This is a genomic window from Ruegeria sp. CDSA077 (assembly GCF_059612265.1).
In genome coordinates, this window is record NZ_JBXWQG010000001.1 from 800,826 (window position 1) to 814,433 (window position 13,608).

Sequence of the window (13,608 nt, forward strand, 5' to 3'; positions counted from 1 at the left end):
TCCATGCTGTATGCGGTTGAAAAACGCGGAATCATTTCGAACGGGAAAGTCATATGTCCAAAACACAACAGCGCGAGCAGATGTCCAACGGTGCCGGTTTTATTGCTGCTCTGGACCAAAGTGGCGGCTCGACCCCAAAGGCGCTGGCGCTTTATGGGGTAGACGCGTCAGAATACGGCTCGGACGCAGAGATGTTCGGCGAAATCCAGAAGATGCGCGCGCGTATCATTCTGGCGGATGGCTTCACAAACGACAAAGTCATCGGCGCGATCCTGTTCGAACGCACGCTCGGCGAAGAGATTGATGGCCGTAAAGTAGCAGATTTTCTTTGGAACGTAAAAGGCATTGTTCCGTTTCTGAAGATCGACAAGGGCCTCGAGGATGAGGCCAATGGCGTTCAGGTCATGAAACCGATCCCCGGTCTGGCCGACACTTTGGCTAAAGCCGAAGGCGTTTTCGGCACTAAGGAACGTTCCGTGATTCATGAGGCCAACGCCAAAGGCATCGCAAACGTTGTCGCGCAGCAGTTCGATGTGGCGCGTGAAGTCGTTGCCGCCGGTTTGGTTCCGATTGTCGAGCCCGAGGTGAACATCAACTCGACCACCAAAGCCGAAGCCGAAGCAATTCTAAAATCGGAAATCTTGCAGAACCTAGATCAGTTGGATGATGGTCAGGATGTCATGCTTAAGCTTACCATCCCCAGCCAGGCTAATCTGTATGACGATCTGGCTGACCACCCCAGAGTTTTGCGGGTCGTAGCCCTGTCCGGCGGATATTCGACCGAACAAGCCTGTGATCTGCTGGCGCAGAATAGCAAGATGATTGCGTCTTTCTCTCGTGCGCTGACCGAAGGACTGTCGAAAAAGCAGTCAGATGCCGAATTCAATACGGCCCTCGGCAGCAATATCGATAAGATTTCTCGCGCCTCTGCCTAAGCTGCGCTATTCCGGTTTAGTGAAATCGCGGCGCATCTGCGCCGCTTTTTCCCGCATTGAGCACTCGGTCGCATGATCGTTTACAAGACCCATGGCTTGCATGAATGCAAAAACCGTGGTCGGGCCCACAAACTTCCATCCCCGCTTTTTAAGGTCTTTGGACATGGCAATAGATTCAGCCGAAGTTGAGGCTGTTTGTGGCGCTGGCGGTGAACTGGCCTCATAGCGCCAGACATAAGCTGCAATCGACCCCTCAGCTGCCACCAGCTCCTGGGCGCGCCGGGCGTTGTTGATGACTGCTTCGATCTTTCCGCGGTGCCTGACAATGCCTGCATCCAGCAAAAGACGGGTGACATCTGCCTCATCAAACTTCGCTATTGCGTTGTAATCAAAATGTTTAAATGCTTCTCGAAAGTTCTCGCGTTTGGAAAGAATGGTGCGCCAGCTGAGGCCGGACTGAAAGCTTTCAAGGCACAGCTTCTCAAACAAACGCTGATCGTCGCTGACCGGATAGCCCCATTCATTGTCGTGATAGTCGAAAAACTCTGGCGCAGACTGACACCATGCACAACGCGGTTGACCGTCTGGGCCGGTAATTGTCTTGCTCATCGCGATGTACCCCTTTTGTTCTGGTATGAGCATAGGCGTTTTTCAGAGGTCAAATCAAGAACGGAAAGTCAGCCGCGATACCAGTTCAGAATATAAACGCGTATTGCCGAAGCCAATCCGACCTCAGGGTCGCGGTTAAAATCAATTTCCGCAGCTAAGGCGTTGATTGCCATATCTTTATCAGCCGCAATGGCACGAAAGGCTTTCCAAAACTCGTCCTCAAGAGATACCGAGGTTCGATGACCTTTAAGCGTCAATGAGCGTTTGATGGGACGTCCACTCATTTGTCGATCTCGTGCCCATCCAAGTCGCGCCGCGACTTTTCCAGATGTTTTTTACTTGCGTCTTTCTCGGCTTTGTTGCGCCCAAATGACACAGCGTTCTGGTCGGCGCGGGCCTTTTTCTCGGCCCGCGCCTTGTCTTTTCTGTACCGGTTCAGATTGACCGGCTTTGCCATCAGTCCTTGGGTCCAATCATTTGTTCGGGGCGCACAACCGCGTCAAAGGTTTCGGCGTCGACAAAGCCAAGCGCGATGGCCTCTTCCTTAAGGGTGGTGCCGTTTTTATGCGCGGTCTTGGCAACAGTCGTTGCGTTGTCGTACCCAATGGTTGGCGCCAGCGCGGTGACCAGCATCAGCGATTCCTTCATCAGCTTTTCGATGCGTGGTTCGTTGGCCTGAATGCCTAGCAACATCCGCTGGGTAAAGCTGTCTGTGGCATCACCAAGTAACTGGATCGACTGCAAAAGATTGTAGGACATCATAGGGTTATAGACGTTCAGTTCGAAATGCCCCTGGCTGCCGGCGAATTTTATGGCGGCATCGTTGCCCATGACGTGTGCTGCGACCTGTGTCAGTGCTTCGGCTTGTGTTGGGTTTACCTTGCCTGGCATGATGGACGATCCGGGCTCATTCTCTGGCAGGATCAATTCGCCCAGACCGGAACGCGGTCCAGATCCCAACAGCCTGATATCATTTGCAATTTTATAGCAGCTACCAGCGATGGTGGCCAATGCGCCTGACAGGAAAACCATCGCATCATGGGCGGCCAGCGCCTCGAATTTGTTCGGAGCGGTCACAAAGGGCAGGCCGGTGATATCCGCCATGTTCGCAGCGACCGCCTCGCTCCAACCGGTTTGGGTGTTCAGGCCAGTGCCAACAGCGGTTCCGCCTTGGGCAAGCTCGTAAATTCCCGGCATCGCGGCGTTGACCCGTGCGATACCCTGACGAATTTGATGGGCGTAGCCGCCAAATTCCTGACCCAGTGTCAGCGGCGTGGCATCCTGCGTATGGGTCCGGCCGATCTTGATGATGTCTTTGAATTCTTCGGCCTTCTGCTCCAGCCCCGAGGCCAGCTTTTCCAGACCCGGCAGCAGAACGTCCCGAACGCTCATACCCGTGGCGATATGCATGGCCGTCGGGAACGTGTCGTTGGAGGACTGGCCCATGTTGCAATGATCGTTTGGATGAACCGGGTCTTTTGTGCCGATTGTACCACCCAGGATTTCGATAGCCCGGTTCGCAATAACCTCGTTCGAGTTCATGTTCGACTGGGTGCCGGATCCTGTTTGCCAGACGACCAGCGGAAAGTTGTCATCGAACTTACCTTCAAAAACCTCACCCGCGGCCTGAATCACCGCATCCGCAATCCGCGCGTCCAGTTTCCCGGTCGACTTGTTCTGCATGGCGCAGGCTTTTTTGATCACACCCAATGCCCGCACGATGGCCACAGGCTGTTTTTCCCATCCGATCGGGAAGTTCATAATCGAACGCTGGGTCTGTGCACCCCAATATTTGTCTGCGGGAACCTCCAGCGGGCCAAAGCTGTCGGATTCGGTGCGGGTTTGAGACATCGGTCACTCCGTCATGTATACCATTGCATGCCAATTACAGTCAGCAGCGTCGCGGTGCAATCGGCCAGTTGCGCGCACCATAAACTTATGCCTGACAAAGGTATAGGCGCAGAGCTGCGTCATTTTTCTCGTCGCAATCGCCATCACCGCCATTGTACGCGCCGGTGGGTGAGCTACTATAGAGTCAGAGCACGCCGGAGGCCGCAATGCGTCTGAATCACCCGACCACTTGCCTGAAATTCATTATCTATTCCTTTGCCACCGTTTTGTGGGCCTCCTTGGTGGTAAATCCGCTTCATGCGGCAGATATTGAGCCCTTTGTTGGCAGCTACGTTGGGTCTGCCAATGTTGTCGATGCAAACGGGACCGAAACACCTCGTGATATGAGTGTGTCAATCCAGGAATTGAAGAACGGGTTCAATGTTAGTTGGAAGACGACAACTTACAAACTGAATGGCCGCGTCAAGGAACAGGCATTCTCGATTGATTTTCAGACCTCGGACAGATCGGACATCTTTTCCGCGGCCATGAAGCGCAATGTATTCGGCCATGAAGTTCCGCTTGACCCGATGCAGGGGGAACCGTTCGTCTGGGGCCGGATTGAGGGTCAAACTCTGACCGTGTTTTCGTTGTTCATTGCAGAAAATGGCGGCTATGAGCTGCAGCAATATGACAGAACGCTGGCAGAAGGCGGTCTGAACCTGTCATTTTCCCGTTTCCGCAACGGTACCAAATCACGTTCCGTAGAGACGTTCCTGACGAAAGAGTAAGCCCCGCAAACCGCGAGGCTTTCCAGCGCATATACTATTTTCTGAAGCTGTCCAGCGACACGACATCAGCGTCATGCTGTTGCGGTTCTTCTTCGACCTCGATTATCTCATCGTCCATCGGATCAAAGTCATCCTCTTCATCCGGGCTTTCAAAACGCAGGCCAAATTCCACAGAGGGGTCGACGAATGTTTTGATCGAGGCATAGGGGATGTACAATGGTTCCGGCGCGTCGCCAAAGTTGAGCGTGATGGCAAATCCGCTTTCGCCGACCTCAAGATTTTCGAACCAATGCTGCATCACGACAGTCATCTCTTCCGGATAACGATCATGCAGCCAGTCGGCAATTTCCACGCCGTCACACCTGGTATCAAACGTAATGAAAAAGTGGTGCGCACCCGGCAGGCCATTTTCTGAAACGCTGGTCAGAACCGTCTTGATCAACCCGCGCATGGCGGTGTGCATCAGGTTCCCATAGTCGATGTCTTGCGACATGTGTCATCCTCAAAAGTGGCTTCCCTCAGCATAAGGGATTCCTTTGGAAACGAAAGGCCGGTTACACGCTGACTGTTCAGAGAAAAAACAGGCCGGTGCCAGCAGCTAGCATAACCATTAGCGTAAGCGCCATGCCGAATTTAAGTTTAAAAATCAACGCTCCGGCGAAGACAGTCAGCACAGCGGCTTTCACATCCAATGAGGTCAATTCAGGCCAAGGCAGGCTGATTGGTCCAAAGGTTTTATTTGGCAGTTCTGAAAACAGCACATTCAGGGCAAACCACACGGATAGGTTGAGAATCACCCCAACTACAGCAGAGGTAATACCTTGCAGGGCCGCCGATAACCGGGGCCGCGCAGCGATGTGGTCAAGATAGGGGGCTGTGAGGAATATCCACAGAAAGCAGGGAACGAATGTTGCCCAAAGTGCAACGATACCGGCGGCGATGGCCAGCATCGATCCGCCCGAGATCTGACCGGTCAGCATAGCGACAAATTGTGTTACCAAAATCAAAGGCCCCGGTGTCGTTTCCGCCAGACCAAGCGCGTCGATCATCTGATCTGTGGATATCCAGTTATACTGATCCACAACGGTCTGCGTCATGTAAGCTAGTACAGCGTAGGCTCCGCCAAATGTCACAACTGCGAGGCGGGCAAAGAACCAGCCAAGATCGCTGAGAAGTTTCTGACCAGAAAGACTTAACAGCCACAACGGGCCAAGCCACAGAACCAACCAGATCGACGCGTTCCGCAGCACTTCGCTTAGGCGCGGGGTGGGGGTGTCGACCGGTCGGGCGGCGACGCCGTTGAAGCTCAGATACCCCCAAAGGGCTGCCGCCACTATGATCGCTGGGAAGGGGAGGTCGAACAGAAAGATCGCCAGAAACGCGAGGCCCGAGATCGCACGATGTGAGACGTCCGACAGCGCTTTGCGGGACAGGTTTCGCAGGGCCTGTAGCACGATGATGATCACCGTAGCTTTGACGCCGAGAAACGCGGCCTGCACCAGAGGAAGCGCGCCATAGGCCGCGTATAGTGCCACCAATGCTGAGATAATGATCGCACCGGGCAGAACAAACAGGCTGCCTGCGATCATACCGCCCGAGACGCCGCGCAGACGCCAGCCGGAATAGGTTGCAAGCTGCATCGCCTCGGGGCCGGGCAGCAACATGCACAGCGACAGCGCCCGAAGATAGGTTTCCTCATCCAGCCAGGGGCGCTTTTCGACGAGTTCCTGATGCATCAATGAAATCTGAGCTGCGGGTCCGCCGAAGGACAGCAATCCAATGCGGCCGAACACTTGGATGAGTTCAGGGAATGTTGGTGTGGTCATTTTTCGACTGCCGGCCAATCGTGTTTCTCGTCAAACCCGTCGCGGGCCCAGAGATACAAGGCATCGTACAGATGCATCCCGGCCTCGATGGCCTGATGGTCGTCTTTATATAGGCGCGATAGCCCCACCGAAACCGCAAGAAGCCCGGCTGCTTCGGGCGCCAGATCATGCCTGTTCGTATCCGCGGCCCGGACAACTGTCGCAAGCCTGTTCATTGCGGGCGTAGCAAGCTGGAAATCTTTTACCAAAGCATCAAATGTGCAGTTATCCCCACGATGGCTCCAGCGGACGCCCTCAACATCGAACGGGGTGGCGTTAAAGACTTCGGATACCTTTGCCACTTCGGATGGGGCAACAAACAGAAAACGTGCGTTGGGGTCGATGAAACGCCGGATCAACCAGGGGCAAGCAATGCGATCAATCTTAGGCCGATGGCGCGTTACCCAGAGTGAAGGAGTCGCTGGTATATCTGTAAATGGGATGCGCGGTGCATCGGGCGTCTCGCGCCAAGCATACATGCCGCCTTCCAGATATTCTGCAGCAATGCCTTCACTTCTGAGCCAGGAAACGACGGCCTGGCTCAGCTTTTTTCCCTTTTGGCAAATGATGATGCAGGGGCGGTTAGCGATGAGCCTCTTCAGCCCCTCCAGATCCTTCGCCGGATGACGAACCGAGCCCGGTATCAGATAGGGATCCTGTTCAAAATCGGTGTCAGTGCAGATGTCCACCAGAACAGGCGCCCGGGACGTTCCGATCAGACGTAACAGTTGTTTCGGTGTTATAGCATTAGGCGCAGGCATGGCATGTCTCCTGTGATCGACGGATACATGCGAAACTTGGGCTGTCGCCTCACGGGGCGTTCGCAATCTTACCCCATAGGCTTTGCTACCGCGACAGGCCGGTCGGGGTCAAGATTGCGAGCCCATTTCCTAGGCCCAGTCCAGCCGTTGACCAGTCATGCATACGGGCAGGGTGTCCTTGGGAAACTGACCAAGCTGTTCAAATAGGGAAATGAAGTCAAACTGATTATACGCCTCGACAATACGACCTTCTTTAATGCGGCCAATCATACTGCCAGAGGCCTGCAGTGGTGCGCCGTTATCGGCGCGTGTTGTGCTGACCTGCAATATCGCCGATACCCAATCGCCATTTTCGATGATTTTGGGCAGCTCAACATGGATATCGCCCAGAATGTGGCGAAACGCCATGACCAGATCCCGAAAATCATCGGCCCCCACCTGCATTTCCGGAATCAGTCCTTCGGCTGTCGTTTCCGGCGCGAAATACCGATCAATCGCATCGGTATTTCCGTTTTCCCAAACCTCTGAATACCATTCTCTGAGTATATCTGCGTGTGACATCCCAGCTCTCCTTTTCCTCACGGGCCGAGCATGACGCGAATGAGTGAACAAACTCTGAACGTGAACACAGACAGGGTTAAACAGCAGACATTTAAGGGAAAATGCAGGTTTCTGTTGCCAGGTACCTGCGAACCCCGCCTTACGCTGCTAGGCGCAAGGGCTTAAGTTTCGGTCTTGCTACTGCTTACGCAGCAACTGCAACCGGAGCACGATTGTCATTTGCAATTGTACTGTTTGGGCCGGTACGGTGGCACCCCGCCGAGACAAAGCTAACCCCTTTAGACGTTCGTCGATCCTATTTCGGCCCCGCGATCCTCAAATGAAGGATGTTGGTGGAGCCGCCGGGTACCGCCCCCGGGTCCGATCCGCTTATTACGAGCGCGTTTATGTCCATAGTCCCGAAGGACATCCCCTATATAGGTGAGCCACAAGGGGAAAGCAAACCCCATACTTCAACGAAAAGACGGATTATATAATAACGCCTTAGCTTGGTCGGTTAATGTTTGCCAGGATCAGCCACAGCGCCAATATCAGCTCGATTCCCCCAAATGTCATCGCTTTGATCAAAGGGGGGTGATCCAGAATGACGGAAACAAACCGGCCCAAGGCTGCGCCGGCATAAACAACGCCCAACATAGCATAGGCCATGGGAGTGTTCAGCCAAATGACCGCAATTCCGGTGACAACAAAAAGCCCACCGACCGAGGCGCGCAATTCGCTTAACCCCATGGTGCTGTTCGTAGGCGCCAGGTCCAGCGAGGCCGCGGTCCAAGCGGGTGCTAGAAACCCAAAGAGGCCGAAACCGATTGTCAGAACCGCCGCGGCAATATTCAAAATCGACGTCATTGTACCCTCATTCGGTTGGTTTGCGCCGCTGTTTGGCGACGTCCAGGGCAAGCTTACGGGTATAAGCTTCGAGATCCACCAGTGCTGAATCTACCGCAGCAGCGTCCCGCCGATCCAAAGCATCGGCAATCTGGTTGTGCAACACGATGATCTCTTCTCGGGACCGCGCCGTAAACGTGATCATGTTCATCAAAGGCTGCATCGCCTCGACGGCGCCGGCCAGTTGATAGGACAACACCGGATTGCCGGCCCCATCGACCAATGCCCGGTGAAAGGTCACATCCGAGGCGCAAAAGGCTTCGTCTGTCAGCCCGGGTTGAGCCTGCCGAAATATCTCGGCACGCATCGTCGCCAGATGATCCGCCGTCCTGCGTTCGGCTGACAAAGTAGCGCAGGCGCGTTCCAGCGAATACCGAGCCTCGCAAGCCGTTTCAAAACTGACCGCATTCATGGACAGCAGCAACGTGGATGTGGTGATCTGTTGGGAATACGCATCCTGATAGCTCAGCCGGTTGACAAATGCTCCGCCCGTCGCGCCACGTTGGGTGCGGATCAGGGACTGTGCCGCAAGGCGTTTAAGGGCCTCACGCACGGTTGGTCGGGACACCTGAAACTGGTCGGACAGCTCCGCCTCAGAAGGCAGGCGTTCATCTACAATCAACCGACCCGATATGATCGCATCTCGGATTGATTGGGCGATCTGAACCGAAAGATCAGCAGGTTTCTTGGGGTCGATTTTCATTTTGAGCAGGGCCGCAGGCAAAATTTCATTTGTCTGACATTTAAAAGTCTGACATTTGAATTGCAAGGACTGAGTCGGGAGGAACAAGTGAGTCGCGCAGTTCTACGTAATGGGTTTTGGCTGGGATTCTACGCTCTGATCCTGTGGGCGTGGTGGATGATGTTCGTGATGAACCGCGCCATGGATCTGGATTGGATCGGCCGTCCCGGAGCGATGGGGCAGGCGATGCGCGCCATGGACCCCAGGATGGACATGTATATGCCCATGGCAGAGTTCGGCCCGCTGTTTTGGATGTGGGCCATCATGATGGCCGCAATGATGTTGCCGACCATTATTCCAACTCTGCGCAGCTACGACGATCTAATCCGCAGTGCAAATGGCACACGCTCCGGCTGGATTGGTGTCTTGATTGGCTACTTCGTCGTCTGGGTCGGGTTTGCCGCGCTCATTACCGGGGTGCAACTGGTTCTGCTGTTTGGCGGCGTTGTCGACATGCTGGGCATTGCGAAATCCGGGCTTGTTGCGGGCGGGTTGATGATCGCCGTCGGCGCCTTTCAGTTCACCCGCGCCAAAGAGCTGTGCCATGGGGTCTGCCATGCACCAATGACCTATTTTCTTGGCCACTGGAAAACCGGGTTTTCAGGCGGTTTTCGGATGGGGCTGGGGCTTGGCGCATTCTGCGTCGGATGCTGCTGGGGCTTTATGGCGCTCGGCTTTGTCGGCGGCGTCATGAGTCTTCTGTGGATGGGTCTGGCGACCTTTTTCATGGTTCTCGAAAAATTGCCCCAGATCGGTCACGTGATTACACGACCACTGGGATTTGCTCTTATCGCGGGCGGCGGTGCCTTGCTCGTGTACCCCTTTATCTATGGAGGATAAGCTATTGGCTAAGAATAAAAAACCAGAGGCAGATCGCCTGCCGATCAGCCAACGTATCGACAGCCGCATGCCCAACCCCAAGCGGCGCGAGATGAGCCCGACAAACTGGGCGATCAAGGGAGAGCTGATCCTGAACTGCTCGTGCGATCTGTTCTGCCCCTGTGTCGTATCGCTGGGCGCGCATCCTCCGACCGAGGGTCATTGTCATGCCTGGATGGGAATTGTCATCGATGAAGGCCATTTCGAGGGCGAGGACCTGTCGGGCCTCAATGTTGGCCTTCTGGTCGATATTCCGGGTCGCATGGGTGAGGGGCAGTGGAAAGTTGCCGCCTATGTCGACGAACGGGCCAGCGGTAAGGCCTATAACGGGTTGCTCCAGATATTCAGCGGTCAGGCCGGGGGCACGACCGGCTTGTTTACCATGCTGGTCAGCGAAATTATCGGGGCCGAACGTGCTCCGGTTCAGATCGAACGCGACGGGACCAAGCGCCGCATCATGATTGGTCGGAAAATCCAGGGCGAAATCGAGATGTTGGCGGGCAAAGACCCCGAGCATCCTGTGATGGTCTCAAACTCGAAATACTGGATGGGACCGGACATTATCGTGGCGCGCGGCACCAAATCCAAGGTCCGCGATTACGGTCGGGTCTGGGATTTCGGTGGAAAATCCGCCGAAATCTGCCCAATCGATTGGCAAGGGCCGAAATAATACGAAACCACAAAGGATTACGCGCAATACGTGATCCTAATTTTTAATCGCCAGACACGCCATCGCGGCCTGTTGCACCAGATGTTGACGGGAACGCAGGCTTCGAATTGTGATCTGGCATTATGCCCGAGGAGGCTTGAGTGGCCAATATTTCCTTCTCTCGCCGGTTGCGGCGCACACCTTTTTCTGAAGGGGTCGAAGCCGCAGGCGTAAAGGCATTCACGGTTTATAACCGGATGCTATTGCCAACTGTATTCGACAGCGTCGAGGCTGATTACCGGCACTTAAAAAAGCATGTGCAGGTCTGGGACGTCTCGTGTGAGCGACAGGTCGAACTCAGAGGTCCCGACGCGGCACGCCTTATGCAAATGCTGACGCCACGCGATTTGAGAGGCATGTTGCCCGGCCAATGCTATTACGTCCCTATCGTTGATGAGACCGGTGGCATGTTGAATGATCCGGTTGCGGTGAAACTGTCCGAGGACCGCTGGTGGATCTCCATCGCGGATAGCGATTTGTTGTTATGGGTCAAAGGAATCGCGAACGGCTATCGGCTGGATGTTCTGGTGGATGAGCCAGACGTCTCACCCTTGGCGGTACAGGGGCCCATGGCGGATGAACTGATGTCTCGCGTATTTGGCGAGCGCGTCAAAGACATCCGGTTTTTCAAGTTCGACATGTTCGAGTTTGCGGGCCGCGATCTGGCCATCGCCAGGTCAGGGTATTCAAAGCAGGGCGGGTTCGAGATTTATGTCGAGGGCAGCGATATCGGAATGACGCTGTGGAATGCGCTGTTTTCGGCAGGCGAGGATTTGAACGTACGCGCAGGTTGTCCCAACCTGATCGAACGCATTGAGGCTGGGTTGCTGTCCTACGGAAACGATATGACCGACGACAACACCCCACATGAATGTGGCCTGGGCAAGTTCTGTAACACACACACGGCGATTGGGTGCATTGGCCGGGACGCGTTGTTGCGGGTCGCAAAAGAAGGGCCGATCCAGCAAATCCGTCCGATTGAAATCGCTGGGCCGGCCGTTGGTGCCTGCGTTGCTCCATGGTCGGTATACGCTCAGGGGAAACGGGTCGGTCAAATCACTTCTGCCGCTTGGTCTCCGGATTTCAACACCAATGTTTCCATTGGGATGCTCAAACTCAGCCATTGGGACGCGGGCACAAGGGTTGAGGTCGAAACGCCCGACGGTATGCGTGAGGCGACTGTACGGGAAAAGTTTTGGATCTGATCGCAAGCGGCGTATCGGGTTCAGAAACAGGTTATTACACGGGGTCGGGGCTTTACTCTGACGTCCAAAACAGGAGGACATTTTGATGTTCAACGCACTGGTGATGGAAAAAGACGAGGAAAGCGGGCTGGCCAGCCCCTCGGTTCAACAGCTTTCGGAGGGGGATCTGCCGCAGGGTGAGGTTACCGTGGCGGTTCAGTATTCAACGGTAAATTATAAGGATGGTCTTTGCCTGTCGCCCAAAGGCGGGGGGCTGGTACGCAGCTATCCGCATGTTCCTGGCATCGACTATGCGGGGACGGTCGAGTCGTCTTCGGATGAGCGATATAAACCGGGTGACAAAGTGGTCCTGACCGGTTGGCGTGTCGGTGAGGCGCATTGGGGTGGGTACTCACAAAAAGCCAATGCCCGTGCCGATTGGTTGGTCCCGCTGCCCGATGGGTTGGAGCCCCGCCAGGCGATGGCCATCGGAACCGCTGGGTTCACCGCGATGCTGGCGGTTATGGCACTTGAGGATCATGGGCTGAAACCGGGGCAGGGTCCGGTTTTGGTCACAGGGGCAGCAGGTGGTGTTGGCTCGGTCGCGACGGCGATTCTTGCCAATTTGGGATACGAAGTGGCAGCCGTCACCGGACGACCGGAAACCAGCGATTACCTGAAGTCTTTGGGCGCCGCGACCATTGTGCCACGCGATGAGCTGAACGAGACAACTAAGCGCCCTCTGGAAAGCGAGGCATGGTCTGGCTGTGTGGACGCGGTCGGCGGCGCAATGCTGGCACGCGTTCTGGGGCAGATGAAATACGGTGCCTCGGTCTCGGCCGTGGGGTTGGCTGGCGGCGCGGGCCTTCCGGCAACTGTTATCCCGTTCCTTTTACGCGGTGTGAACCTCTTGGGGATCGACAGCGTTATGCAGCCTTATGAAAATCGGCTGCGGGCTTGGCAGCGGATAGCAACCGACCTTCCGATGGACAAGCTTGAGGCGATGATCCATCCCGCAAAGCTGAGCGATCTGCCCCAATTAGGGGCGGATATCCTGCAAGGTCAGGTTAAAGGTCGTGTTGTCGTAGACGTAAACACCTGATCCGGAATGAATATGTCTGACCGACCGCATTGATTTGCGGTCGGTTAATTTTGTGGCTGCAGGTTCGGGAAAATCCGGCAAACACCTCTGGTCAATGGCGTAAATACGGATCATCATTGCTATACATCCCAAATTGAATGGCTTATGAGCCATGCAAACAGTACCTGAAGACGGGGAGTGAGCAGAATGTCTGACGATTTCGAACTGGACACAGACGACCTGAAACGCCGCATGGACGGCGCAATGTCAAACCTCAGAACCGAATTTGCATCGCTGCGCACCGGGCGCGCCTCGGCCTCGATGCTCGAGCCGGTGATGGTCGATGCCTATGGTTCGATGACGCCGATCAACCAGGTGGGAACGGTCAATGTGCCCGAGCCGCGTATGGTAACGGTCAATGTCTGGGATAAAGGGCTGGTCGGCAAAGTGGAAAAAGCGATCCGTGAAAGTGGGCTGGGCATCAACCCTCAGCTCAACGGAACGATCATCATGCTACCGATCCCGGAACTGAACGAAGAACGCCGTCGCGAGTTGGGCAAAGTCGCCGGGCAATATGCCGAACACGCACGGGTCTCGATCCGGAATGTGCGCCGCGACGGGATGGATCAGATCAAGAAGGCCAAGGCCGACGGTATGTCCGAAGATGACCAGAAGTTTTGGGAAAGCGAAGTGCAGGATCTAACCGATCAGATGATCAAGGTAGTAGATGCCGCGCTTGAGACCAAGCAGGCAGAAATCATGCAGGTCTGAGACCG

The 13,608-nt window shown here is 55.2% G+C and carries 17 protein-coding genes and 1 other RNA gene; 7 read left to right on the plus strand and 11 right to left on the minus strand.

Annotated features, from left to right (window positions below):
- Positions 1 to 53 precede the first annotated feature (53 nt).
- Entirely contained in the window at positions 54 to 935 is an 882-nt protein-coding gene (locus AC2FLE_RS04005) for a fructose bisphosphate aldolase (RefSeq protein WP_496693197.1), read from the plus strand.
- Positions 936 to 941: 6 nt separating this feature from the next.
- Here the strand turns inward: AC2FLE_RS04005 and AC2FLE_RS04010 are convergent, their stop codons facing one another.
- The 4 genes from AC2FLE_RS04010 to fumC form a co-directional block, all read right to left on the minus strand.
- Positions 942 to 1,544 carry a DNA-3-methyladenine glycosylase I gene (locus AC2FLE_RS04010; RefSeq protein WP_496695376.1) on the minus strand — a complete coding sequence of 201 codons (603 nt, stop codon included), beginning with the start codon at positions 1,542 to 1,544 and terminating at the stop codon, positions 942 to 944.
- Between the two features lie 68 nt (positions 1,545 to 1,612).
- Entirely contained in the window at positions 1,613 to 1,828 is a 216-nt protein-coding gene (locus tag AC2FLE_RS04015) for a ribbon-helix-helix domain-containing protein (protein WP_271947000.1), read from the minus strand.
- Entirely contained in the window at positions 1,825 to 2,001 is a 177-nt protein-coding gene (locus AC2FLE_RS04020; protein ID WP_142633944.1) for a DUF4169 family protein, read from the minus strand. Before AC2FLE_RS04020 ends, AC2FLE_RS04015 begins: the two co-directional genes overlap by 4 nt.
- A complete protein-coding gene (gene fumC, locus AC2FLE_RS04025; RefSeq protein WP_496695378.1) occupies positions 2,001 to 3,395 on the minus strand; it encodes a class II fumarate hydratase in 1,395 nt (464 codons plus the stop codon). The genes AC2FLE_RS04020 and fumC overlap by 1 nt, the downstream gene beginning before the upstream one ends.
- Positions 3,396 to 3,601: 206 nt before the next feature.
- On the opposite strand from fumC, the gene AC2FLE_RS04030 reads away from it, so the two are divergent.
- A complete protein-coding gene (locus AC2FLE_RS04030; RefSeq protein ID WP_271947005.1) occupies positions 3,602 to 4,165 on the plus strand; it encodes a hypothetical protein in 564 nt (187 codons plus the stop codon).
- Positions 4,166 to 4,199: 34 nt separating this feature from the next.
- On the opposite strand, the gene AC2FLE_RS04035 is transcribed toward AC2FLE_RS04030, so the two are convergent.
- The 7 genes from AC2FLE_RS04035 to AC2FLE_RS04065 form a co-directional block, all read right to left on the minus strand.
- Complete coding sequence (locus AC2FLE_RS04035) at positions 4,200 to 4,658, minus strand: SspB family protein (RefSeq protein WP_281972137.1); 459 nt, start codon at positions 4,656 to 4,658, stop codon at positions 4,200 to 4,202.
- A 76-nt stretch (positions 4,659 to 4,734) separates the two neighbouring features.
- Positions 4,735 to 5,991 (minus strand): chromate efflux transporter, encoded by a 1,257-nt coding sequence (gene chrA / locus AC2FLE_RS04040; RefSeq protein WP_496695381.1) that lies wholly within the window; start codon positions 5,989 to 5,991, stop codon positions 4,735 to 4,737.
- On the minus strand, positions 5,988 to 6,791 hold the full coding sequence (locus AC2FLE_RS04045) for a chromate resistance protein ChrB domain-containing protein (RefSeq protein ID WP_496695383.1): 804 nt from the start codon (positions 6,789 to 6,791) through the stop codon (positions 5,988 to 5,990). The genes chrA and AC2FLE_RS04045 overlap by 4 nt, the downstream gene beginning before the upstream one ends.
- Positions 6,792 to 6,920: 129 nt before the next feature.
- Positions 6,921 to 7,352: an ester cyclase gene (locus AC2FLE_RS04050; RefSeq protein WP_142633933.1), complete on the minus strand. Its 432-nt coding sequence runs from the start codon at positions 7,350 to 7,352 to the stop codon at positions 6,921 to 6,923.
- 100 nt (positions 7,353 to 7,452) lie between these two features.
- Positions 7,453 to 7,798: a transfer-messenger RNA gene (gene ssrA / locus AC2FLE_RS04055) on the minus strand.
- Positions 7,799 to 7,835: 37 nt separating this feature from the next.
- Positions 7,836 to 8,198 (minus strand): DUF4345 family protein, encoded by a 363-nt coding sequence (locus tag AC2FLE_RS04060; RefSeq protein WP_496695385.1) that lies wholly within the window; start codon positions 8,196 to 8,198, stop codon positions 7,836 to 7,838.
- Positions 8,199 to 8,205: 7 nt separating this feature from the next.
- On the minus strand, positions 8,206 to 8,940 hold the full coding sequence (locus AC2FLE_RS04065) for a FadR/GntR family transcriptional regulator (protein ID WP_142633929.1): 735 nt from the start codon (positions 8,938 to 8,940) through the stop codon (positions 8,206 to 8,208).
- A gap of 87 nt (positions 8,941 to 9,027) precedes the next feature.
- On the opposite strand from AC2FLE_RS04065, the gene AC2FLE_RS04070 reads away from it, so the two are divergent.
- The 5 genes from AC2FLE_RS04070 (at position 9,028) to frr (ending at position 13,603) form a co-directional block, all read left to right on the plus strand.
- Complete coding sequence (locus AC2FLE_RS04070; RefSeq protein ID WP_496695386.1) at positions 9,028 to 9,819, plus strand: DUF2182 domain-containing protein; 792 nt, start codon at positions 9,028 to 9,030, stop codon at positions 9,817 to 9,819.
- 4 nt (positions 9,820 to 9,823) lie between these two features.
- Positions 9,824 to 10,528, plus strand: a complete 705-nt coding sequence (locus AC2FLE_RS04075; RefSeq protein ID WP_142633927.1) for a DUF1326 domain-containing protein — start codon at positions 9,824 to 9,826, stop codon at positions 10,526 to 10,528.
- Positions 10,529 to 10,668: 140 nt separating this feature from the next.
- The gene (locus tag AC2FLE_RS04080; protein WP_496695387.1) at positions 10,669 to 11,772 is read left to right on the plus strand and encodes a dimethylsulfoniopropionate demethylase; all 1,104 of its coding nucleotides are present in this window, start codon (positions 10,669 to 10,671) and stop codon (positions 11,770 to 11,772) included.
- Between the two features lie 85 nt (positions 11,773 to 11,857).
- Positions 11,858 to 12,853 (plus strand): acryloyl-CoA reductase, encoded by a 996-nt coding sequence (gene acuI / locus AC2FLE_RS04085; RefSeq protein WP_496695388.1) that lies wholly within the window; start codon positions 11,858 to 11,860, stop codon positions 12,851 to 12,853.
- Between the two features lie 186 nt (positions 12,854 to 13,039).
- Positions 13,040 to 13,603, plus strand: a complete 564-nt coding sequence (gene frr, locus AC2FLE_RS04090; protein ID WP_142633921.1) for a ribosome recycling factor — start codon at positions 13,040 to 13,042, stop codon at positions 13,601 to 13,603.
- Positions 13,604 to 13,608 lie beyond the last annotated feature (5 nt).